Annotated in this window: 19 protein-coding genes and 2 pseudogenes; 8 read left to right on the forward strand and 13 right to left on the reverse strand. The window is 60.7% G+C overall.

Annotation, left to right across the window (positions count from 1 at the left end; translation table 11 throughout):
* Positions 1–176 precede the first annotated feature (176 nt).
* Positions 177–515, forward strand: coding sequence for a hypothetical protein (locus LZ686_RS16870; RefSeq protein WP_349548531.1), 339 nt, complete (start codon positions 177–179; stop codon positions 513–515).
* Entirely contained in the window at positions 434–718 is a 285-nt protein-coding gene (locus LZ686_RS18860; RefSeq protein ID WP_502922025.1) for an MOSC domain-containing protein, read from the forward strand. Before LZ686_RS16870 ends, LZ686_RS18860 begins: the two co-directional genes overlap by 82 nt.
* Positions 719–1,481: 763 nt before the next feature.
* Here the strand turns inward: LZ686_RS18860 and LZ686_RS16880 are convergent.
* Both LZ686_RS16880 and LZ686_RS16885 read right to left on the reverse strand, forming a co-directional pair.
* Entirely contained in the window at positions 1,482–1,946 is a 465-nt protein-coding gene (locus LZ686_RS16880) for a MarR family winged helix-turn-helix transcriptional regulator (protein ID WP_349548533.1), read from the reverse strand.
* A gap of 218 nt (positions 1,947–2,164) precedes the next feature.
* Positions 2,165–3,232 carry a hypothetical protein gene (locus LZ686_RS16885; RefSeq protein WP_349548534.1) on the reverse strand — a complete coding sequence of 356 codons (1,068 nt, stop codon included), beginning with the start codon at positions 3,230–3,232 and terminating at the stop codon, positions 2,165–2,167.
* Positions 3,233–3,456: 224 nt separating this feature from the next.
* Between LZ686_RS16885 and LZ686_RS16890 the strand changes: the two are divergent.
* Positions 3,457–3,615, forward strand: a pseudogene (locus tag LZ686_RS16890) (recombinase family protein); the annotation flags it as partial.
* A gap of 425 nt (positions 3,616–4,040) precedes the next feature.
* Here the strand turns inward: LZ686_RS16890 and LZ686_RS16895 are convergent.
* Entirely contained in the window at positions 4,041–5,093 is a 1,053-nt protein-coding gene (locus LZ686_RS16895; protein WP_349548535.1) for a ParB/RepB/Spo0J family partition protein, read from the reverse strand.
* Positions 5,090–6,400 carry an AAA family ATPase gene (locus tag LZ686_RS16900; RefSeq protein ID WP_139599778.1) on the reverse strand — a complete coding sequence of 437 codons (1,311 nt, stop codon included), beginning with the start codon at positions 6,398–6,400 and terminating at the stop codon, positions 5,090–5,092. Before LZ686_RS16900 ends, LZ686_RS16895 begins: the two co-directional genes overlap by 4 nt.
* Before the next feature lie 354 nt (positions 6,401–6,754).
* On the opposite strand from LZ686_RS16900, the gene LZ686_RS16905 reads away from it, so the two are divergent.
* Positions 6,755–7,447, forward strand: a complete 693-nt coding sequence (locus LZ686_RS16905) for a DnaA N-terminal domain-containing protein (RefSeq protein WP_139599777.1) — start codon at positions 6,755–6,757, stop codon at positions 7,445–7,447.
* Between the two features lie 52 nt (positions 7,448–7,499).
* On the opposite strand, the gene LZ686_RS16910 is transcribed toward LZ686_RS16905, so the two are convergent.
* Together LZ686_RS16910 and LZ686_RS16915 are read right to left on the reverse strand one after the other, a co-directional pair.
* A complete protein-coding gene (locus LZ686_RS16910; RefSeq protein WP_139599776.1) occupies positions 7,500–8,663 on the reverse strand; it encodes an ATP-binding protein in 1,164 nt (387 codons plus the stop codon).
* A 104-nt stretch (positions 8,664–8,767) separates the two neighbouring features.
* Complete coding sequence (locus LZ686_RS16915) at positions 8,768–9,649, reverse strand: recombinase family protein (RefSeq protein WP_349548536.1); 882 nt, start codon at positions 9,647–9,649, stop codon at positions 8,768–8,770.
* Between the two features lie 274 nt (positions 9,650–9,923).
* On the opposite strand from LZ686_RS16915, the gene LZ686_RS16920 reads away from it, so the two are divergent.
* The 3 genes and pseudogenes from LZ686_RS16920 to LZ686_RS16930 form a co-directional block, all read left to right on the forward strand.
* Positions 9,924–11,135: a helix-turn-helix domain-containing protein gene (locus LZ686_RS16920; protein WP_349548537.1), complete on the forward strand. Its 1,212-nt coding sequence runs from the start codon at positions 9,924–9,926 to the stop codon at positions 11,133–11,135.
* 163 nt (positions 11,136–11,298) lie between these two features.
* Positions 11,299–12,420, forward strand: coding sequence for an iron-containing alcohol dehydrogenase (locus LZ686_RS16925; RefSeq protein ID WP_349548538.1), 1,122 nt, complete (start codon positions 11,299–11,301; stop codon positions 12,418–12,420).
* A gap of 88 nt (positions 12,421–12,508) precedes the next feature.
* Positions 12,509–12,756 (forward strand): annotated as a pseudogene (locus tag LZ686_RS16930) (transposase); the annotation flags it as partial.
* Between the two features lie 55 nt (positions 12,757–12,811).
* Here the strand turns inward: LZ686_RS16930 and LZ686_RS16935 are convergent.
* The 7 genes from LZ686_RS16935 to LZ686_RS16965 all read right to left on the reverse strand — a co-directional run bounded on the left by LZ686_RS16935 (position 12,812) and on the right by LZ686_RS16965 (position 20,323).
* Positions 12,812–13,867 (reverse strand): aldo/keto reductase, encoded by a 1,056-nt coding sequence (locus LZ686_RS16935; protein WP_139086061.1) that lies wholly within the window; start codon positions 13,865–13,867, stop codon positions 12,812–12,814.
* Positions 13,868–13,888: 21 nt separating this feature from the next.
* Entirely contained in the window at positions 13,889–14,548 is a 660-nt protein-coding gene (locus LZ686_RS16940; protein ID WP_349548539.1) for a dihydroxyacetone kinase subunit L, read from the reverse strand.
* An 11-nt stretch (positions 14,549–14,559) separates the two neighbouring features.
* Positions 14,560–15,561 (reverse strand): dihydroxyacetone kinase subunit DhaK, encoded by a 1,002-nt coding sequence (locus LZ686_RS16945; RefSeq protein ID WP_139086063.1) that lies wholly within the window; start codon positions 15,559–15,561, stop codon positions 14,560–14,562.
* A 16-nt stretch (positions 15,562–15,577) separates the two neighbouring features.
* A complete protein-coding gene (locus tag LZ686_RS16950) occupies positions 15,578–16,624 on the reverse strand; it encodes an ABC transporter permease (RefSeq protein WP_208863777.1) in 1,047 nt (348 codons plus the stop codon).
* The gene (locus tag LZ686_RS16955) at positions 16,621–18,168 is read right to left on the reverse strand and encodes a sugar ABC transporter ATP-binding protein (RefSeq protein ID WP_349548540.1); all 1,548 of its coding nucleotides are present in this window, start codon (positions 18,166–18,168) and stop codon (positions 16,621–16,623) included. The genes LZ686_RS16950 and LZ686_RS16955 overlap by 4 nt, the downstream gene beginning before the upstream one ends.
* Positions 18,169–18,259: 91 nt before the next feature.
* A complete protein-coding gene (locus tag LZ686_RS16960; protein WP_218062310.1) occupies positions 18,260–19,276 on the reverse strand; it encodes a substrate-binding domain-containing protein in 1,017 nt (338 codons plus the stop codon).
* A 36-nt stretch (positions 19,277–19,312) separates the two neighbouring features.
* A complete protein-coding gene (locus LZ686_RS16965; protein WP_139086067.1) occupies positions 19,313–20,323 on the reverse strand; it encodes an ABC transporter permease in 1,011 nt (336 codons plus the stop codon).
* A gap of 186 nt (positions 20,324–20,509) precedes the next feature.
* Here LZ686_RS16965 and LZ686_RS16970 point away from each other — a divergent pair, with 186 nt between their 5' ends.
* Complete coding sequence (locus tag LZ686_RS16970; RefSeq protein WP_349548543.1) at positions 20,510–21,547, forward strand: LacI family DNA-binding transcriptional regulator; 1,038 nt, start codon at positions 20,510–20,512, stop codon at positions 21,545–21,547.
* The last annotated feature ends 224 nt before the right edge of the window (positions 21,548–21,771 follow it).

Below are 21,771 nucleotides of genomic sequence, written 5' to 3' on the forward strand. Positions count from 1 at the left end.
GTGGGTAAGTTTGTCACAGAATTTAGGCAGGTACGCGGTGATACGATCCAAGACTCACGATCACTAGCTTACGATGGCGGCCAAGCCGCGGACCCAGAGGAAGCGGATCGGGCAAAGCTCGTAGCGTGTGGCAATTCGCCTCCAGTTCTGCAGTAAGGGTTAAAGTTGAGGTGGCTATGACAGGCACCGTGGTTGCAGTTGCGAAGGCCAAGGGGCATCGCTTCTCAAAAAATCTGGCACTCGAAATTCTTCTTCTGAAAGGTCTCGGCGTTGCGGGAGATGCGCATCAGGGATCGACTGTGAAGCACCGCTCCGGCGTTGCCGCGGATCCCATGCAGCCCAACCTGCGCCAGGTCCACCTGATCCACTTGGAGCTTTTCAAAGAGCTTGCAGATCAAGGCTTCGGCATTCAGCCCGCCGACTTGGGGAGAATATCACAACCGCGAACCTTGACCTCCTCTCTCTCCCGGAGGGAGCCGTTCTGCGTATCGGTCCTGATGTGCAGTTGGTCGTGACGGGCTTGAGAAACCCCTGCTCACAGATCGACAAATTCCAGAAAGGTCTCATGAAGGCGGTTCTCGACAAGGGCGCAGACGGACGTCTTGTCCGAAAGACCGGGATCATGGCGGCCGTCAAAGCTGGCGGCGTTGTCAGAAAAGAGGACGAGATCGAGGTGATATACCCACCCCTGCCCTACAAACCGCTGAAGCCTCTTTGAAGTTGCCCGGGCACAACGTAGCCGGGATTGAGGAACGGCATTAGAACTGTCGATCGGACAGCATCCTTGTTTGCGCCTGAAACCTCACTGCTATCATCTGTCTAGATGGCGCCGTAGTAACGGCAATACGAAGCGGGTTGGATAATGTGAACGCAGATTGCTGTTCTTTTGGCTCTCGTGATGACCACCGGATGCGCGGCTGGTTCTGGTGCAGTGGTTCAGAGCGCCGGTCCCAACGATCTCCTGAAGCTTTGCGAAGGCCCGGGCCCGGGCCTCGGCCACGCCATCATAATCGGCCTGCCCGACGGAACGCGCCTCACCCGTCGGAGCTGCCTGACGAATGACGGTAAGGTCTGGTGTCGGATCTCGCTTGCCGACAGGCCGAGTGTATCGGGCTACGTTTCAGCGGACTATCTGGCGCCACGCTGACGGAGATACTTGCCCATCGCTGACGACGGAGGAAGCGTATCCGATTATGACCTCGACCTCCGCAATGAGCGAGCACGCGACATGTTTGGACTGATGCGGCCTGATAAGGTAATCATTCCCGATCGCATCCGCCCGGTCGCGGATGGTAGCAAGCTAAAGTCAGATCCGGCAAAGCGTTCAGACATCCTGGACGTGGGCCAGAGTTGATACGCTATCTCTGGCGTGAGACCGGATCGCCATTCCACGGCGGTGAGCTGATCCCGCCGTGTCGGGCACGAGACTATTGTCCGGAAACGTCAGGATGCAGCGTCCATCACTGTTCGGGTTCGCATGATCAGCTTGAAGTCTCCACCTGTCCATCCTGATTCACCGGCCTCGCCAGACCATCAAGTTCCTTGCGCAGCGCATCCGCCTGACTGTCCGTGATCTGGCAGGCAGAGTTGACCTGATCGGAAACAGCCCAGACTGAAGCCTGCAATGCTTGACCGGCAGGCGTCAGCTCGACAAGGACCCGGCGTTTATCCAGCAGGTCACTCTTCCTCGTGATCAGCCCGGACTGCTCCATGCGCTTGAGGAGAGGCGTGGTCGTGCCGGTATCAAGGCCAAGTTTGGCGCCAATCTTGCCCACCGAGCCCGGAGACGTTTCGAGCAGCTCGAGGATCACCAGGTATTGGGGAAAAGTAAGACCAAGCGGCTCAAGGAACGGCCTATGCATCCGCATGATCCGGTTCGCCGCCCCGTAGAGTGCGAACGAGAGTTGCTTATCGACCTGACGGCGGGCGTCGTTTTTCGGGCTCATTGGATCCCTGGCTTAAATTGATGGGGTGTTTTTCGATATGACAGCATTCCATGCCTGGTCGGAACCTTCCGCGTGATCTGTATGCTGAGCGTTGGAATGCAGCGCATCAGTTTGTCACGGACGACAACCAACAGCACAGCCTCAGATCTCTCTTCAAACGGAGATCTGCCCGCGTAGTGGAGCAGGAGCCCGAAAGGCGAGGCACATCTCTGCTACCGTCAGATCGCCGCGCGCCACATCCGATACCGCCCCTGCCCGGTCATCTCCCGGATCAGACCCTGTTCCTCCATCCAGGCGAGGTTACGCTGAACGGCCGCGCGACTGGCGCCGGTCAGGGCCTCAGCCATTGGGGCGGAGATGAGCGGCCATTCGGTCAGTACGGCGCGCAAGGCCGGGGGCGTGCGACCCGACAGCGGGATCATTGCAACCTGCGCCCTCTCCGCCCACACCTCGATATCATCAAGATGGCGCATCGCGGTCAGACATGCCGTCTCCATCCCGGCGAGCCACCGCGCCAGACGCTCAGCAGGCGAGCCGCCAGCACGCAGCCCCCCTGCCCCGCCCATGGCGAGAGGCGCAAAGACCGTACCCTTGCCGTCGCTGGCCGCGATCCGTGCCGCGGTGACCGCCTTTTCCATATGATCGCCGTGCTGCCCGAGCCCAGCAAGGCTCCAGAGGTGAAAGCCCATGCAAGCGCGGGTGATCGGGTGCAGAGCCGTTGCATGCGCCATCAGGTCAAGCCAACCGCCTGCGCGATCCGCGAAGGGCTCCGCATCAGCCCCCATGTTCTCCGGGTCGCGGCGGTCGAGAAAGGCGGACAGGTCCCCTTCCGGACCGGGCCCACCTGTCAGCCGGCGCACTGCCCACCCGATACCCGCGAGCGCACCGGTATCGTCGTGCACACCAGCCAGGCGCAGGGAGATCCACAGTGCCAGCCGGTCTGCCCCGATGCGGTCACCGACAAACCAGCTCAGATCGGCTGCCTCAAGCAGTGCCAGCCGGTGCCGCCAGCCCTTCGGGCCACGCCGCAACCGATCATCCAGTGCGCCGAGCCTGCCCGCAACACGGGCAAGACGAGCTGCACTGCCCGCCTCTGCCGTCCGCCAGTCATCGATGACCTTGATCTCAAGCGGTTCAGCCCGTGGCCCGGGCGGCAGGTCGTCAGGCGCGTCGTCGATCGGACCGGGCAGAAACCACAGGTCGTCCTCGGATGTCTCATCGACCTCTTCGGTACCCGGAAGAGCGTCGCCAAAATAGCCAGGTAGAATAGGTCCTTGGTTCTTCATAGGTGCAGAATACACATCTTTTGCATCTTACCTAAGGGTTTAGTTTTGAGGTGTCAGCGGCCCCTGTGGAGCCTGTCTGCGCAATGTCCTCGGTTAGCTCTCTGGATGTGCTCGTAGGGTGAAAACCCCGGGCTATGTGCTGAACAGTGTCACAGAATGGGCCATTGCATTTGTTTGCAAACGGTCGTTTACTGACGTCTACATGTTATGAAAGATGGCCCTCCATGCCGCTGATTGGCTATGCCCGCGTCTCTACGGACGATCAGACCCCCCTGCCTCAGGCCCAGGCTTCGAAGGCCGCAGGCTGTGCCGTGGTTCTTGAGGAACAAGCCTTGGACGGTGACCACACGTGTCCTGTGCTGGCGCGATTTCAAATGAAGATACAATAGATACGTGCGTAGGCTTAGAGAGCTCCGATGCGTGAAGCGGAAAGTCAGCGGAATGGGTGACCTGACCTGCTACGGCGGGCTCGTAGGCTCGCAGGCTATATTTTGCTATCTTAGGCTCAACACCCCGCTCGGGCACCGCCGCAACTGTAGGCGTGCGAAGAGTTAGGCTGCTGGGCTTGGTTGGACATAGATTATGCATTTCAGCCTTGACCCAGAAGGATCTCCGCTTCCCAATCTACGCCCAAGCAGTGCTGGGTGGTTTGTACAGGCGGCTGCTAATATGCTAGTGCCGATGCCGCAATAGAATTTAGTAATTTTCATTGGCGTAGATGATCCGCCGATAAGCCACCGCCTTGGCACCTGCACGACAACTGTGTCCAATGGGTTACGCGCATTCAGATCGACGCGTAACCCGCGGGTTACTTCTCATCCAACACCTTGTGAAATGCTTCAATTGCGCTCTGAAGGCGCTTCCTGTCGATCGAAGAAAAGTCGGTGCCAGAAAGAATTCTGCATTCACCCTTCCGCGCTGTTACCTTTGCCTCACCGACGTGAAATTCATATTTCACCGCCTTCTTCTGATCTCCCCCGCGCCCCGAAGTGCCCCGACCTGCCAAAGCGGCCGGTGGCCGTGACAGCACCTCGGTTTGCTCTTCCGCCGACCTAACCGATGCTAGAGCATTTCGAAGGGACACTGAGACTTCGGGGGAGGCCTGGATCCTCCTAGCAACCTCGACCCCCAAATTGCGCGATATCGCTTTGGGATAAGGCAACACATCGCCAAGTTCCTGCAGCAAGAAAACAAAGCTTCGGATGTAAGACCGCTTCATCTTGTGAAGCGATGCAAAGATCCGACCCACAAGAATATCGGCCCCCTGCCCTTCCATGCCAGCATCAGCCGCCGCAGTGATGGCCACCTGCGCCATCTCGGCGAAGCTTAGGTCCTCACGGATGACGTTTTCCTCGACCATGTCGATGTAAAGGTCTATGCGATCTGCTGGACCTGACGAAACCCGCGCCGTCACGACTGCGAAGCGCGTATCGCCGGTCTCTTGCCACAACTGTTTCAAAGCCGTCAAACGTCGCCAGCCCTTCTTCAACTGAAATCCTGCGTTGGTTCTGAAGACCTCGATCGGCTCTTTCTGTCCACGGGCACGAATGGACGCTTTTAGTTCCTCCATCTCGTCAGAACCCGCGGTCGCCGCAAGATCGATACGGTCGCGTGGAAGGTCGTCAGTCCTAATATCGTCGACGCGAATTATCTCGAGCACCCGGCCTTCACCCTGCGCTGTCCTGAAGGCCTTGGCATCTGACGCATTCTGACGGCGCTGCTCGATCAAGGTCTCCGTGCTTTCGGCAAGGCTTCCCGCGGCTTCGCGAACCGCCGCACCCATCGGTCCAACTTCGCGCTTGCGTGGCTTGACGCTGGCTGGCTCCAAGGGATCGAAACCGAACTTTCCCTTCCCGCTCATGCACCCATACCCCCATTGCTGTTTTTGCCATCCCATGCGCGAAGCACGGTCTCTCGGAACTCAATATAGGCGGTATCAAAGCTCTGTCTGGCGCGCTTCCATGTCTCACGGGTCATCTGTCGATAGTCCTGCTCATAGACCGATTGCTGGAAACGCCCGGACTGCTCGACCGCCCGAGTCATCTCGATGGCATTCTTGCAAACATCATCGCCAAAGACGTTCCGGAAGGCACCCATCATCGCGATATGTAGTGGGTTCGACGCTTCAAAACGGGTCATTAGCAGCCTGACGTCATCGAATTTCTTGGGCAGACTGATCCCGGCATCCTGGGCCAGCGTCGCGAAGCCAGAAGAGATATCCTCCATCGCGTCGCCTAACTGGCCCAGATAGCTGGTGGTCGAGTCGTACTCCCAGTACCCCGGACCCGAAGGCACGTAGAGGATGTCGGCAGCGAATGCAGCGTTGAGGGATTGATAGCCGATGGCCGGAGGGCAGTCGAAAATGATGATGTCATACTGGTCGTCAGGAAGTTCATCGAGATATCTGGAAATGCAGCCAAAAAAGCTCCAGGCTTTATGAAGTGCCCGATACTGCGCACTTGCGAATTCGACAAAGGCAGCATTCGCGCAGCTGGGAATTACATCGATCGTCGACCAAGCAGTTCTCTGAATAAAGTCCTGTGCGCGTTGTGCACCGATGGATTGGACATCTTCGGGCAGTTCGTCAGAGGAAGGGTAGGGGCAATCGGCCGGGTCGTCATATGCAGCTACAATGCGGTCGGCCTCGCGGCACAGGTCACGGCACATGATCCCCCAAACAGTATTCCATTCCTTGACCTCGACCAGACCCATCGAATGGGTCAGCGTGGCCTGGGGGTCAAAGTCAATAACCAACACGCGATAGCCGTCCAGTGCGGCGCCATTTGCCAGATGATGGGCGACCACCGTCTTGCCCACGCCGCCCTTGAAGTTGGAGACCGCAATCCGCATCGCGCGTCCGGGCGGGCGCTTTGGCATCAAAGTCTTTCCTCGAAAGCGCAGCCTGCGGCGCAGCTCATTGATCTCATTCAGTGTGAACCAGCGCTGACGTCCGTCCTCTTCCACGATCCCCTGTGGCAAGGAGGGATCATCCGCCAGCTTTTTGCGAAGCGTGTCCGCCGGGATGTCAAACATGAACTGACTGATTTCCCAGATTGAGAAGGGCCGTAGGGTCTTTTTTTCGGAAGGTGAGAACGTTGCCTTCCTGACTGCTGCCTGCTGTGCAAGGCTGCGTTCGTTCATTCCTTGAAGATGAGTATGGTCCCGCATGTCTCGGCTCGCGTTTTATGGCTTCCCCTTCTGAATAACGCGAAACGCCAGAAAAGCAAATCCGGCGTTCTGCGTTTTGCCAATGTTGGGGAGATCCATCTAAGAACGCGATTTCGGACGGATACGGGGACATATTTGACCAAGATGTGACCGTTTCGGTGACACCAGAACGGCGATAGGGTGACACGCAAGCTGTCACCTATAACCTATATAACCAGATTTTCGTCAATCTTAGTGGACGTCAGCGCTAATCGCGCTTTTAGTTACTCGTTGACAGATTGCAGGATTTTAATCACTCTCATAGCATAGAGCAGAATCGGTCGAAGATGCCGAGAGAGATGCTAGGGGGCGGCAATGAAGGCGACAAGATCCACCGGGCCGCACGCCTCGGTTCAAAAATATGACCTTCTGACAGCTATGGCCATTGCCGGCCTCCACGGAAAAGCCGTCTTTCAAACCTCCATGCTTCGCTTAGTGGCCTTGGTCACGGCCCGCTACAACTGGAAGCTGGACGAGCTGACGGTTGGACAGCGTGACCTTGCAAGGATGTGGTCGGTGGATGAACGAACCGTCAAGCGAGAGATCAAGCGGCTATTGGAAAACGAGATTCTTATTCAACTTCGGCCGGGCGTACGGGGCCGGGTAGCCGCCTATCGGCTGAACCAGCGCGAGATCTATCGAAGAAGTGAATCGCATTGGGAAGAGGTTGGACCTGATTTTGCCGCCAGGATGGATACTAACAGGCAATGCCCGGATGCCGTCGGACCGACAGTCGTCCGGGTTAACTTTCGTCCTATGATGGCGACGGATGATCCGCAGAAAACGGCATGGGGGCGTACATGCGTGCGCCTGGCTGATATGGACCCAGATTTCTATAAAAGCTGGTTTTCCGCTTTGGTTTTCGAGGATTTTGAGCAGACAGTGCTCCGCCTTCGGGCGCCGTCTTCTTTTGTGGCAAAGTACATCGTCACGCATCATCAAAAGCGCTTGCAGGACGTGGCGAGCAGTGAGTTCGGCGCGATCAGAAAGGTCGAGATCATATTCTGAGCGGCCTCCCTTCGGACTGCTACACCACTTCGACACGGCGGTTATGAGTTTTTCAAAGGCCCCGCAACGTTTCCAGAACCGAAGCCAGCGGCATGGCCCTTAGTCCCTGAGCCACCGGGATATCATGTTCCCCCGCATAGACCAGGACGCCTTGATCGGCCTTGATGTCTGCAACCGCCAGGTGGAACCCCCGTGATACTTTCGGTGTGGTCGTCCGCTTGACTTCGATGGCCCAAGTTCCGCCGCCCGGAAACCGCAGGACAAGGTCGACCTCCGCTCCCGCTGAGGTCCGATAGAAAAATGGTTCGGTTCCTGCTGGTGCAGCCGCAATGAGGGCCTCAAGGCAAAACCCCTCCCAACTCCCGCCCACCACGGGATGACCCAGCAGGTCTTCAAATGTCTCTAGTCCAAGCAGGGCATGAACAAGACCGCTATCCCGGACAAAGACCTTAGGTGACTTGACCAGTCTCTTGCCAACATTCTCATGCCAAGGCTGAAGGCGTCGGACCAGCATCAGATCGACAAGCAGGTCAAGATAGCGTCCAACTGTTTGGCCCGAGATGCCCAAGCCCTCGGCCAGTGCAGCGGCGTTCAGCAGTCCGCCTTGCGCATGCGCCAGCATGGTCCAGAAACGGCGCAAGGTGTTTGCAGGGATCCGCGGACCCAGGGCCGGGATATCGCGTTCCAGATAGGTGCGTAGGAAATCCTTACGCCAGTCCAAGCTGGTCTTATTGGTATCGGCTTGGAAGCTGTCGGGAAACCCTCCCCGCAGCCAAAGGTCGTTAAGCCGATCCGTACCTACTTCGTCAAGAAGAAGGGGCGGCATTTCAATATAGCGGACGCGTCCAGCGAGCGATTCTGCCGATTGATGCAACAGGACGTTCGATGCTGACCCGAGCAGCAGGAACTGTCCGGTACGAAACCCTTGGCGACGTCGCGTATCTATCTGACCACGAAGGCTTTTGAACAGTCCTGGAAGCTGCTGAACCTCGTCCAAAATGACTAGCTTTCCCGCCTGTTCATCCAGATAGAGATCTGGCTCGATCATGATTCGTCGATCAGAACTGCGTTCCAGATCCAGATAGACCGACGGTTGCTGTTCGGCGACCCACAGAGCAAGAGTTGTTTTCCCTACTTGCCGGGGACCGAGAAGAACGACTGCCGCCTGATTTTCAAGGGCTGACAGAACGATCTGATTGGCTCGGCGCGTATACATACCTTGCAATTACTCCACAAGATGGAAGAATTGCAAGGATATTAACGAAAAGCTGAGAAGAAACGTTGATCTGCGATGGAGTGCGCGCGTATTCCTAGGGTCAATCAAATCATTCCCAACTTTTCGGCTTGCCCGAGCAGCATCTTGACGGAGGAGGGCTGCCATTTAGTCCTCCCACGGGGTGTCCTCTCTCGCATAGCCTCCAAACGCTCACAAATTGCCTGCAGTGTAATGCCTGCGTCGGCGCCTTTGATTGCGGCAATAAGGGCAGGCAAGCGGTCATCTGTCGGGCGCCTTGCTGCGCGCCTCATAACAGTCGCGGGCAGGAAGCCTTCGCACACATAGGCGCGAGTGGCCCGCAGCAGCCGTGGCTGCGTCCAACGGCGGTTTTCCGGTAATGGGGCATTGACGATGCGCAGCACGTCCTCCCACGCCATTTCCGGGCGAAGGCGACGGACATAGGGCACCCACTCGGTCGCCGTGTTGGCCAGACGCTCCATATAGCCATCATGCCGCGCTAGGCGTACCTTGCGAAGCGCCTCCGGGTTTCGGGCACGCAGACCGGGATTTCCGCCGATCCGGCCTTCGAGACGTGCGCTGGCCAGTCCCGCTTTGGTGCGCTCGCGGATCAATGCCCGCTCGAACTCGGCCGCAGCCCCGAGCACCTGAAGCGTGAACTTGCCTTGGGGCGATGCCGTATCGATCGGATCCTCGATCGAGCGAAAGAACGCACCCTTTGCTTCGAGCTGCTCGATGATCTCCAGCAGATGCGAGAGGGACCGGGCCAGTCGGTCGATCCGAACGACAACCAGCGTGTCTCCCTTACGGATACCGTCCAGGACGCTCGTCAGGACGGGGCGGGCGCGGTTGCCACCGGAGCCGTGTTCCTCGCGGATGACTGAACAGCCTGCCGCTCCCAGAGCCAGGGCCTGGGGCAGGGGGGTCTGATCGTCCGTAGAGACGCGGGCATAGCCAATCAGCGGCATGGAGGGCCATCTTTCATAACATTTAGACGTCAGTAAACGACCGTTTGCAAACATATGCAACGCCGATATCTGCGTCTGCCGTACGGATGCCCAGATCCTCCGCGTCCAGCAGGGGACGGAAATGGGCGCCTTCGTGCGCTCACTGGGCCGTATCCCAACGCCTTCGCGTTCTCCGCTGCCTGAGTGGCGGGATGAAGGAGATCTCGGCTCAAATCTGAAAGTACTAGGCAGCTGTAGAATGTTCGAGATATGCTAAACTGTTGGCATCATAATCATGGGCTATCAGATGGATGTCGGATCGCTTCTTCTGAGTGCCGAGACCCGGGCTGCGAGGCTTGAGGGCATCCTCTTTGCCCACCCCGCCCTGGCTGCACTGTGGCGGATGGAGACAAGCCTTCTGGAGGCTGCCGCCTCGGTCGGGCTTGAAGGTGAGCGCATCTCCACGCAGGGGATGGTGCTGCGTCTCACCAGCGGCACCGCGATGGAAGAGGATGCCCGGGCGGCCGAGATGGCCCTGAAGGTTCTGTCCGTCATCCGGCGACCCGGAGATCCGTTCGGCGCGCCGGTTGCAGCCCTGCGCCGGATCGAAGCGGCCGCCACGCCCATCGGGCAGACACGCGACGAGGGCGATCGCCTCGAGGATGCGGAGCTGCCCCTGGTCGTGGAGGCTTGTCGCGTCTGGTCCCACGTTCCGATCCTGGCGGGATGGCGCGCGGCGGCCAGCTATGCCTTCCGCTCCCGACGCAGCAGCCCGGTGGCCGAGCGGCTGGTCTTCATGGCTGTGGAGGGTGCCGCGCGTCATCTGCAGGGCCTGTCTCCTGATCGAAGAGCTGGCCGCGATGAGCTGGACGAAAGGGCAGGGGGCCTGCTGATGCCGGCGGCTGCCGGATGGATCGTGCCGCCGTCCGTGTCGCTGACCCGCACCGGCTTCCGGGTCTGGTCGCCGGTGACCGGGTTGGCCTCGTTCCTGGAGGCCGCCACGCGGGGCCTGTCTCATGATCTAGGTCATCTGGGGACCCTGCGCCATGAGCTGGCGCGTCTCTCGGCCATGGCGTCTTCTGCACACGGGCGGTCGCGCCTTGGCGACCTGATCACCTATCTGCGGACGCAGCCGGTGATCAGCTCGGCGATGGTCATGGATCATCTCGGCGTGACGCGTCGGACCGCCCTGTCCCTGATCGGCGAGCTCGTCGATGCTGGCTGCCTCAGCAATCTCACCGCCCGCAGCACCTCCCGGTTCTGGGCGCTGCCCTCCCTTGCCGCGAGGATGGGACATGCGGGAGGGGCAGGGGCGGTTCGTGGTGGTGCGCTTGCCGGCAGCGAGAGGTCGAGCGAACGCTTGAAACAGATCGGTACGTTGAAACGAATGAAGGGAGGGCGCGATGAGGGCCAACTGGACCGGATCATGGCGGATCTTGATGCCGCGATGTCGGGCTTGGATGATGTCGTGCGCCGGGCGGGGGGTCGAGAGCGGGAAAAAGAGTAGATCCTGCAGCGGTCAATTCTTTGCATGTCTGAAGACGCACGCTGTGCGGTAGAGGTATCCTTAAGGCGGAACCAAGAACGTCGAGTGTGAAAGACTTAGTTCAGGAGGGCGCGCAGCAATGAATTCGGAGCTTGGACCATTCAGTTACGACACGGTAGCTGGAATGCTGGTAGAATGGGGCGGTGCGCAGCGCCTTGGGACATTGCTGTCGGAGTGGTTTGAGCAGCGCAAGCTGCTGATCGTTACTGACCGCCTCCTGCATCAGTCCGGCCTTCTGGATCCCACCAAGGCATCGCTGCAGTCGGCAGGGTTCGAGATAACCATCTTCGATGATGTCGTCGCCGACCCGCCAGAAGATGTGATGATCGCGTGCGCGACGATGGCCAAAGATGCAGGCTCTGACATCGTCATGGGGTTCGGCGGTGGCTCGTCGATGGACGTCGCGAAACTGGCTGCCGTGATGATCTCTTCGGATCAGTCACTGGCCGACATGTATGGCATAGGAAAGGTGACTGGCGCGCGGGTACCGCTGGTTCAGGTGCCGACGACTGCTGGCACAGGCTCCGAGGTCACGAACATCACGATCCTGACCACCGGCACGACCACGAAGATGGGGATCGTTGCACGACAGCTGTACGCCGATCGCGTTCTGCTGGACGCCCAACTGACGATTGGCCTGCCACCCCTGCAGACCGCGGCCACCGGGATCGACGCGATGGTGCATGCCATCGAAGCATTCACCGGCAGACTCAGAAAGAACCCCCTGTCTGACATTCTGGCAAAGGAAGCCTTGCGCCTGATGGCTGCGAACCTGATCACCGCATGCGACGATGGCCAGAACAGACAGGCACGCGAGGCGATGCTGCTGGGGGCGACACTGGCCGGTCAGGCGTTCTCGAACAGTCCCGTCGGAGCCGTTCATGCCCTTGCCTATCCTCTTGGAGGACATTTTCACCTGCCGCACGGCCTGACCAATGCGCTGATGCTGGGCCCTGTGCTGCGCCACAACATGCGCGTCGCCGCACCCCTCTATGCTGAATTGGCCGACCTTATTCTTGGCGCATCCAGCGTCAGCGTCGACGCACGCGCAATGGCATTCGTCGAATTCATGGAGGATTTGATGAACCGTTCCGGCGCCCCCCGGCGGCTGCGTGATTGCAACATTCCGGAGGGCAGTCTGCCAAGCTTGGCCGAGGATGCAATGCTGCAGACCCGATTGCTGTTGAACAACCCTGTCGAAGTAACGCAGGACGATGCGTTGGCTATGTACCGACAAGCGTACTAGGGTCAGGACCCATTGATCTGAATGAGGCTGTCCTGCCTGCGTGATTCAAGCTCCCGAACTGGAGGAAGTGGAGATGAGCAACCTTTTCCAGGGATGCGATGCCGACTGGTCCCGGGACGCGTTGAAAGACAGGGCTATACGCCCCTGCATTCCGGGTCGGAAATCGCGCGTCACAGTCGTCCGCCAAGACAAGCGCTGCTAAAAGAGGTGCAGTTGGATCGAGATCATGTTTGGCAGGCTGGAGACTGGCGCCGCATTGCCATCCGCTACGACGGGTGCCCGAAGGTCTTCCTTTCCGCCATCGCTCTTGCCGTAACCGTCATGTTCTGGCTTTGACGATCAAACAATCTGCAGCATAGGATCTGGATTTGGCTGGCGATATCGTACCAACTCAGGGGTTTCCAGTTTCTAAGTCGACCGATTTGTCCGCCGGTCCGAACCTGGGCGAAGCAAACTGCGACTGGTGCCAAAGCGGATAGATTTGTGGTGGGCGACTGACCGCATTCAGACGTGCCAGGTCGTCTGGCGATAGAGTCAGGTCCAGGGCCCGAAAGTTCGCCTCGAACTGCGCGGTCGAGGTTCCGCCAACAACCAGAGACGCAACGGCGGGTCGCGTCAGCGTCCATGCCAGGGCGATCTGCGCGGCCTCGACGTCATATGCGGCGGCGATGTCATTCAGGACATCGACGATCCGCCACAGACGCTCCTGATCCCGGATGGGCGGTTCAGACCATCCGCGGTCCTGACGGCTGTCGGGTGCCACAGGCTGCTGCCGCGTGTGCTTTCCGCTGAGGAGGCCCGCCGCCAGCGGGCTCCAGACGGTGACGCCGATGCCTTGGTCCACCGAAAGCGGCAGAAGCTCGTATTCCGCCTCGCGCGCTTCCAGAGTGTAATGAATCTGCTGAGTGACGAAGCGCTGGAAATGGCCGCGGTCACTGGCCATCAGCGACTTCATGATCTGCCAACCCGTATAGTTTGAACAACCAGCATAGCGGATCTTGCCCTGCCGTGTCAGGCTGTCCAGCGCCTCCATCGTCTCCTCGACCGGGGTCTGGCCGTCCCATTCATGGATGTGGTAGATGTCGATATGATCGCGACGCAGCCGCTTGAGCGACCGCTCGCATTCGCGGATCAAGTGCCAGCGGCTGGCGCCCTCGTCGTTCGGCCCGTCCCCGATTCTCATCCGCGCTTTGGAGGAGATCAGGATGTCCGGGTTGCGGTCCGCCAGCACCTCACCGACGATTTCCTCTGACAGGCCTGTCGAATACATGTTTGCGGTGTCGATCAGGTTGACCCCGTGATCGGTGCAGCAATCGATCAGCCGTGCGGCCTCGGTCACGCCCTGGCTGGCGATGGCTGCAAAGGGCCCCCGGCCTCCGAACGAAAAAGTGCCCATGGACAAGGCCGAGACCTTTAGTCCGCTGCGCCCCATGATGCGGTATTTCATGCCGCTCTCCTTGTCTTGAATTCAGGGCCCGGCATGCCGTGCCGCGGTGTGCCTTACAAAATTTGCCATCGTTTCGATCAGGATGACCGCAACGGTGCCGCCGGCATCCTGGATGCCGCGAGTCTTTTCCTGAAACGCCGCCGCCTTGCCGTGCTGGGCCACCAGGTCCCTGGTCCGCTCCAATGCATCGACCGCGACGGCATGCGCGTTGTCCAGCGCCGTCGACAGCCCCGAGCCCGCCTTGGCATCGGCCTCGACGCTCATGGCGATCGCGTCGAGCACGTCCAGGACCGTCTTGTCGCCCACCTGCGCGCGGCCCCGCTGCGCGACGCCGTCGCGAAACGCCCGCCAGAATAGCGCCATCTGTTCAGTTCTCAGGTCGTCGCAATCCTTGGCCGAGGCCGAACCGCGCAGAAAGCCGGTGGCCATCAGGGTGCCCATCGTCGATGGGGCCGCGCGGGCAATTGCGGCACCGGCTGCCTTCAGCTGTGCTTCGATCGGGGCGTCGCCTAGTTCGGACACCGCTTTGTCGGCGGCGGCGAAGCCTTTGGCCATGGTGAGGCCAAGATCGCTGTCGCCGACCTGTCCGTCCAGTGTGATCAGAGCCTCTTTCTGGTCTGCAAACACCTTAGAAAGGCGTGCGAAAAGTTGCGGAATGTCATGCGCCGTCAGCCTGTCCATCGTCCCCTCCCTCACTGGGCGATATGCTTGAAGAAGGGCGTGTTCGCGCCCATCGCGATCAGCGGCTGCAGTTCGTCGTCCATTTGCAGGACCGATATGGACGCACCCGCCATCTCCATCGACGTGGCGAACTCGCCGATGAAGACATGCCTGATCCGCGCACCAGCCTGATCCAGCACCTGCGCCGTGCGGCGATAGATGACGTAAAGCTCCTCCAGAGGCGTAGCCCCCAGCCCGTTGATCAGCACCGCGACGTCCTTTTCCGTCTCATAGCTCTGTTCGGCGAGGATGCGGGACATCATCTCATCGACCATCTCGTTCGCGGGTGTCAGTGTCTTGCGGGTGATGCCCGGCTCTCCGTGGATGCCCATGCCGATCTCCATCTCGTCCGCGCCGATCTGAAAGCTCGGCCGACCGACCTCGGGGACGATGCAGGGCGACAGGGCCACGCCGATTGTCCGAGTGCGCGCGCTGGCCTTTTCGGCCAGACGCGCCACCTCGTCCAAGGGCTTCATCGCGGCGGCGGCGGCCCCGGCAGCCTTGTAGGCAAAGAAGATCCCGGCGACCCCCCGCCGCTTGTGTTCCTCGCCCACGACCGAAGACGCGACATCGTCGCGGCCCAGCACGGTCATGGTCCTGATACCCTCCAGATCGGCCAGTTCCCCGGCCATGTCGAAGTTCATCAGATCGCCGCTGTAGTTTCCGTAAAGGTACAGCACCCCCGCGCCCTGGTCTACATGACGGGTCACGTCCAGCACCTGCTCGGATGACGGCGATTGAAACACACCGCCCACGCCCGCGCCGTCCAGCATGTTCTCGCCCACGAATCCCAGGAATAGCGGCAGGTGGCCCGAACCGCCGCCGGTCACCAGCCCGACCTTGCCGGGCACCGGATTGGTGCGCACGAAACAGCGCAAGTCGTCACCGACATGCGTCACCTCGGGATGGGCAAGATAGATGCCCTCCAGCATCTCATCGACAAAGTCTTCGGGATTGTTAAGGAATTTCTTCATTGCTCTACTCCGGGTATCAGGTGGTGGTCTTGCGGTCGCGCAGGACGAAGAACGCGGCGGCCAAGAGGATGAAGGCGCCGACGACGACGCGCTGCCAGGTGCTGGGAATGCCGACCAGGACCAGGACGTTGTTCACGACCGTCACCAGAAGGACACCGATCACCGTGCCCAGGACCGACCCGGTGCCGCCGGTGATGCGCGCCCCGCCCAGGATCACGGCCGCGATGACGATGATCTCCGTCCCGGCAAAATCGAACGGATTGGCCATCCGGTTGGCCGAGGCCTGGATGACCCCGGCCATGCCCGCCAGCCCGCCCGCGAAGGCAAAGGCGAAGACTTGGACCGCGCGGATGTTGTAACCCAGCCTGGCGGCGACATCGGCCTTGCCGCCCACGGCAAAGATGGCGCGGCCCATCAAGGTGCGGTTGAAGACGAACCAAGTGAGGACGGCGGCCAGCGGAAAGCTTAGGAAATAGACCGGCAGGCTGACGGTGGCGCCGCCGCGCGTGGTGATGTCCACCAGCGACCATTGCCCAAAGGCGACCATCTGCGACGGCATCTCCATCAGCCAGACCGTTCCCACGAACACCAGCAGGATCCCGCGAAAAACGTACAGCGTGCCGATGGTGACGATCAGCGCGGGCGCGCGCAGCTCATGGACCAGAAGGCCGTTCACGATGCCCAGCACGATGCCCGTCGCGACGCACAGCACGACGATCAGCGCCATCGGCATGCCCGGGAACACGTTCAGCACCAGCGTGCTGATCCCGTACATGGCCACCGCCCCCACAGCGGGAAACGACACGTCGATGCCGCCCGAGGCCAGCACGGTGAACACGCCCAAGGCGAACAGCCCTGTCACGACACTGGCCCGCCCCATGTCGATCAGCGATGACGGCTGCAGGAAAGCCGGGTTGATAAGGGCGACCGATGCGCAGATCGCGACCAGTAGGATCAGGCTGACTGCTTCTGGATGGGCGCGCAGGAACGCGAAGACGCCGGCGGTCGGCGCGCGTTCGGGGTCGGTAGATGGACTGTCGATCATGTGCGGCACCACGGTCATTCTACAAGCTCCGCCTGGCTGGCAAGCATGGATTGATAGATACGGTCCTCGTCCACCTCGATGGCGCGAAGATCCTCGATGATGCGGCCCGAATTCATCACCAGGATGCGGTCGCAGTTCTGCAGCAGTTCCGGCAGGTCGTCCGACACGATCAGCAGGCCGATGCCGCGACCGGCCATCTCCTGGATCGCGCGAAAGATCGTCTCCTTGGAACCTACGTCGACGCCCACGGTCGGCCCGTGCAGGATCAGCAGCCGCGGATCGATGCTGAGCCAGCGCCCGATCAGAACGCGCTGCTGGTTGCCGCCCGACAGCGCGCCGACCGGCAGGTCGATGTCGGCGGTGTTCAGGTTCATCCCGGCAGCTATCCCGCGGGCGGCGTCGCGGCCCTTGCGGCGGTCGATCAGGCCAAGGTGACCCGCGATTCGGCCCAGGATCAGCGGCACGGCATTCTCGAAGATGGATTTCTCGATGAACAACCCTTCGGACAGCCGATCCTCGGGGACATAGCCGATGCGGTGGTCAATGGCCTCGGAGGGCGATCCGATGCGCACCGGCTGTCCGTCCAGAAACAGGCTGCCGCTGTCGGTCGACAGGTGACCGGCCAATGCCATCGCCAGCTCGTTCCGACCAGAATCCGACAGGCCGGTTATCCCGAGGATCTCACCGCGGTGCAGGGTGAAGGAGATGTCGCGAAACGCCTGTCCGTGGCCCAGCCCCTTTGCCGTCAGCAGAACCTCGGGCTGGGGGGCGCCGGTGCGGAACCGCACGGCCTCGATCTCGCGCCCGGTCATCAGCTCGGCCAATCTGGCGCGAGAAAAGCTCTCTATCGGGCCTTGCGCGACGCTCAGCCCGTCGCGAAAGACGATGGCGTCGCCACCGATCCGATAGCACTCTTCCAGCTTGTGAGTCACGAACAGCACGGCGACATTCGCATCCAGCAGCCGGTTGACCACCTCAATCAGCGTCTCGACCTCGTGCCGGGTCAGCGACGTGGTGGGTTCGTCCATGATCACCAGCCGCGCCTCGGCGGCGATGGCGCGCGCAATCGCGACGCGCTGGCGGATCGCCAGGGGCAGATCGCCCACGATGCTGTTCAACAGCGCCTCGACCGGGTCCAAGCCCACCTTGCCAAGCGCGGCGGCGGCGGTGGCATAAACGCGCGTCCGGTCGAGCAGCCGCAGCAGCCGCCCATGCCCGGCCACAAGCTGTTCGCCAAGGGCGACGTTCTCGGCCACGGTCAGGTTCGGCAACAGCGACAGGTCCTGATAGACCGTCTCGATCCCCGCCTGCAGCGCTGCCATCGGCGACAACTTGGGGACCAGTTCCCCGTCCAGCAGGATGCTGCCTTCGGTCGGGGCATGGGCGCCCGACATGATCTTGATGACCGTGCTTTTGCCGCAGCCGTTCTCGCCCAGCAGATGATAGGCCTTTCCGGCCTCGATGGTCAGGTCCACCCCGGACAGGGCGCGCACACCGCCGAACCGCTTGTGGATTCCGCGAAGTTGCAGGAAGGGCGGGGTGGAACGGGTGGGCTCGGTCATCGGAAAAGGCTCCGTTGGGACAAGGTGCGGGGTCGGACCGCCCCGGATGCACGCTGGCTGCAGCCGGGGCGGTCCTTGTCATGGTTCGAGATCAGAATAGACGTTCGGCGTAGGTGTCCTTGTCGACGATCACCATGCCGTTGCCGACAACCAGCTTTCCTTCGCCGGCGCCCTGCGTGACGGACACCGCCTCATAGCCCTCGACGCCAAGATCCATGCCGTCCTCCAGCTCACCCCCCTCCAGCAGGATGCGGGCAACCTCGTTCATTGCCATTCCGGCCTTTTGCGGGTCCCAGAACCCGATAGCCGTGATGGCGCCGCTGTCCAGATAGGCCGCTGACGGGTTCGGCAGTCCGGTGCCCACAAGACAGACCTGACCGGTCAGGCCGGCCTCCTCGATCGCGCGACCGACGCCAAGGACGTCGTTCCCGGCCGAGGTCTGAAAGCCCTTGATGTCCGGATGCTTGCGCAGGATCTCCTTGGCGGTCTCGTAAGTGCCGTTGGCATCGTCAAAGGACTCGTTGTTAGGATCGACCAGTTCCATGCCGGGATACTGGGCGGCATTCTCCTCGCCTGCGCCGACCCACTGCATGTGCGTGCGGCTGCCCAGAGACCCTACGAAGGTCGTCCATTTGCCTTCTTGACCCATGCATTCCGCCAGCCGCTCGTTCAGCGCAGTGCCGTACTCGGCGTTGTCAAACGCCTCGATGTTGGCCATCGTGTTGACCTGGTTGTCGGCCTCGTGCGTCACGACGATGGTCCCCCGGTCGATAGCGCGCTTGAGCAGCCCCTCCAACACGCCCGGATCCATGGGTACGATGGCCAGTGCGTCGGTGCCTCGCGCCACCAAGTCCTGGACAATCTGCAACTGCTGAGCAGAGTCGGCAGTGGCAGGCCCGACCTGAGAAATCGTCATCTCAGGGTGCTGCTCGGCATACATCTTGACCCCGGTCTCCATCCGGTCGAACCACGGGATGCCGCTGATCTTCACGACGGTGGTGATGGCCTTGCCGTCCTGCGCCCATGCCCCCTGGCCGGCCACCCCCATCACGGTGGTAAGAAGGGCGGCCTTCAGGCCGGTTGTCAGCGCGCGGTGTTTGGTCGTCATTGTCTGTCTCCTCCGAAGAAAGCCCTCATCCTCCCATCATTCCGCGGCGCGAGGGGGGTGCCGGGAAGGTGCGAACGCGGCAATCCTGTCGGTCAGATCGAACCGCGCCACGGCCAGGAAACACAAAAGCAGGATGCCCCAGGCCAGATCTCGAACAAAATTGGACAGCCCGATGAAGTTCAGCAGGCTGGACAGAAGCTGCAGCACGACGGCTGCCAGGATCACGTTCACGATGCGGCCGTGGCCACCCTGCGGACGGACCCCCGCCATCACCGCGATCAGGATCGCGACCAACAGGTACGACGTGCCATAGTCCCATTTGACGTTGACGTTGCGCGCCGCGATGATGATCCCGGCGATCCCCGCCAGCAGCCCCGATATCGCATATGTGGTGGTGATGATCCGCACCCCGCGGAACCCGCTGTAGACCGCCGCCTTGGGGTTCGCGCCAGTCAGCATCAGGCGCATCCCGTACGGCGTGAGGCGCAGTACCACAGCCAGCACCGCTCCGATCGCCAGGAAAATTAGAAAGCTGATCGGCATCCCGAACAAGACCCCGTTGCCCAGCTCGTACAACGGGTCCGGAGAGCCGATGGTCAACGACCGCCCGTCGGACAGCACGACCGCGACGCCTGTGAACAGCATCTGCGTGCCCAGGGTCGCGAGGATTGGCGTGATGGCGAACCGGGAGATGATGATGCCGTTCAGGATGCCCGCGATCAGGCCGACCGTCATACATCCCACGGCAAAGACCACGGTGAACAGCATGGGGGAAGTGGCGGCGTCGACCGTCGCAATGGCGAATATCCCCGCGGCGACTCCGGACATGTTCGCGTTCGCGATGCCCGACAGGTCGATGCCTCCGTTGCCCGCGCACATCGCCAGCATGACGCCGATCGCCAGCAAGCCGATCTCGGGCACCTGTGTCGCCATTGACTGCAGGTTGAACAAGGACAGGAACGCGCCGTCGGACACCAGCCCGCCGAGGGCCAGCAGGACGACGGTCAGGACGCACAATACCGCAAGGTTCGCATCGCGTTTCACCATTTCTCCTCCCCAGGATTTAGTAAAACATTCGCTTGATTTAGTAAAACGCTAGCAGCAAGTTAATAGTCACGCAACGGATTTGTCAGGGCCCTCGCGGTTTGTCGAAACGGGGGGTCACAGCAGCCTTGGCCTTGGGGCGGTCTTGTATAGAAGGTGGTCTCGACCAGAGGAGGGGGCGTGCGAAACATGGACAAACCAGTCAGAAAGCCCGCAACCCTTCGGCAGGTGGCCGACATGGCCGGCGTGTCGGCCACGACCGCGTCGCTGGTTCTGAACGGCAAGGGCGACATCACGCAGGTCACCCGCGATCGGGTGCTGGCTGCGGCGATGGCGCTGTCCTATGCTCCCAGGCCGTCCAAGACTAAGGCGGACGCGTCGCAGACAATTCGCTTCCTCAAGGTGTCAAAGCATGGCGACACGGTAAACCGCGACCACAACCACTTCATCTCTGACTATATCGACGGCATGTCCCACGAGGCCACGCGCCGGGGCTATAACCTTGAGGTGGTGGCCCATGACGGCGTGGACATCGCGGCCCTGCTGGCCACGGGTGGTGACGGGCGAGGTCAGATCATTTTGGGGACCGAATTATCCGAGGACGACATCCTCAAACTGTCACAAGGTCAGCAGCCAGTAGTGTTCATCGACACTTATTGCCGGCACGTGACCGCGAATTTCGTCGACATGGACAATGATCAAGCCGTCTTCTGCGTCGCGTCGCACCTCAAGGCGTCCCGGCTCGACCGGATCGGCTTCGTCGGAAGCCGTTCCGACGTGACAAACTTCCGGCTGCGTGAACAGGCGTTTTCGCGGGCCTGTAAGCAGCTGGACATCACGGTCGGGGAGCAGGACATCCTGCATGTGTCAGCGCGGCGCAACGGAGCCTATGCCGAGGCCAAGCGTCACCTTGCCGCGCAGGACAGTATCGCCCACGCCTATTTCTGCGTGAATGACATTGTCGCCCACGGCCTGATGCGTGCCTTGCAGGAACTGGGGCATCGCATCCCAGAGGACGTTTCGGTCGTGGGCTTTGACAACCTGCCTATGAGCAGCCTTTTGTCCCCGGCTCTGTCCACGATACACGTCCCGAAACGCCAGATCGGCGCGATGGCGGTCAGCTTGCTCGACGGCGTCATCAACGGTGGTCAGACCCAAGCTCCGACGAAAGTGCTTGTGACCGGTCAGCTGATACTCAGAGAGAGCAGCGCAGTGAGAGTAAGCTAAGCGCATCTATGGGTAATTATGTCCCTCTACCAGACTGCTTCACTCTTGCAGATCAAACCCTAACTGTGACATGGGCGCGGAGGTACAAACAGCGAACCCGAACAACAGATCAGCAAACATTTATAGTCTCATGGTCATCAAATAGATTTGTAAGTGCGTGCTGATGGGTTTTATGACGGAGTGGCCTTGATCTACTTCGCCTTCAAAAAGCGCACGTTGAGAAC

The organism is Paracoccus sp. NFXS7 (assembly GCF_040148865.1).
Taxonomy (GTDB): domain Bacteria; phylum Pseudomonadota; class Alphaproteobacteria; order Rhodobacterales; family Rhodobacteraceae; genus Paracoccus; species Paracoccus marcusii.

What these genes read in the sequence shown, in the direction of transcription:
- LZ686_RS16910 (WP_139599776.1), bottom strand. Translation starts at nt 8,663, where the DNA reads ATGTATACGCGCCGAGCCAATCAGATCGTTCTGTCAGCCCTTGAAAAT.
- LZ686_RS16920 (WP_349548537.1), top strand. Translation starts at nt 9,924, where the DNA reads ATGGGCTATCAGATGGATGTCGGATCGCTTCTTCTGAGTGCCGAGACC.
- LZ686_RS16960 (WP_218062310.1), bottom strand. Translation starts at nt 19,276, where the DNA reads ATGACGACCAAACACCGCGCGCTGACAACCGGCCTGAAGGCCGCCCTT.
- LZ686_RS16935 (WP_139086061.1), bottom strand. Translation starts at nt 13,867, where the DNA reads ATGAAATACCGCATCATGGGGCGCAGCGGACTAAAGGTCTCGGCCTTG.
- LZ686_RS16905 (WP_139599777.1), top strand. Translation starts at nt 6,755, where the DNA reads ATGAAGGCGACAAGATCCACCGGGCCGCACGCCTCGGTTCAAAAATAT.
- LZ686_RS16885 (WP_349548534.1), bottom strand. Translation starts at nt 3,232, where the DNA reads ATGAAGAACCAAGGACCTATTCTACCTGGCTATTTTGGCGACGCTCTT.
- LZ686_RS16965 (WP_139086067.1), bottom strand. Translation starts at nt 20,323, where the DNA reads ATGGTGAAACGCGATGCGAACCTTGCGGTATTGTGCGTCCTGACCGTC.
- LZ686_RS16940 (WP_349548539.1), bottom strand. Translation starts at nt 14,548, where the DNA reads ATGGACAGGCTGACGGCGCATGACATTCCGCAACTTTTCGCACGCCTT.
- LZ686_RS16880 (WP_349548533.1), bottom strand. Translation starts at nt 1,946, where the DNA reads ATGAGCCCGAAAAACGACGCCCGCCGTCAGGTCGATAAGCAACTCTCG.
- LZ686_RS16955 (WP_349548540.1), bottom strand. Translation starts at nt 18,168, where the DNA reads ATGACCGAGCCCACCCGTTCCACCCCGCCCTTCCTGCAACTTCGCGGA.
- LZ686_RS16945 (WP_139086063.1), bottom strand. Translation starts at nt 15,561, where the DNA reads ATGAAGAAATTCCTTAACAATCCCGAAGACTTTGTCGATGAGATGCTG.
- LZ686_RS16900 (WP_139599778.1), bottom strand. Translation starts at nt 6,400, where the DNA reads ATGCGGGACCATACTCATCTTCAAGGAATGAACGAACGCAGCCTTGCA.
- LZ686_RS16970 (WP_349548543.1), top strand. Translation starts at nt 20,510, where the DNA reads ATGGACAAACCAGTCAGAAAGCCCGCAACCCTTCGGCAGGTGGCCGAC.
- LZ686_RS16870 (WP_349548531.1), top strand. Translation starts at nt 177, where the DNA reads ATGACAGGCACCGTGGTTGCAGTTGCGAAGGCCAAGGGGCATCGCTTC.
- LZ686_RS16915 (WP_349548536.1), bottom strand. Translation starts at nt 9,649, where the DNA reads ATGCCGCTGATTGGCTATGCCCGCGTCTCTACGGACGATCAGACCCCC.
- LZ686_RS16950 (WP_208863777.1), bottom strand. Translation starts at nt 16,624, where the DNA reads ATGACCGTGGTGCCGCACATGATCGACAGTCCATCTACCGACCCCGAA.
- LZ686_RS16925 (WP_349548538.1), top strand. Translation starts at nt 11,299, where the DNA reads ATGCTGGTAGAATGGGGCGGTGCGCAGCGCCTTGGGACATTGCTGTCG.
- LZ686_RS16895 (WP_349548535.1), bottom strand. Translation starts at nt 5,093, where the DNA reads ATGAGCGGGAAGGGAAAGTTCGGTTTCGATCCCTTGGAGCCAGCCAGC.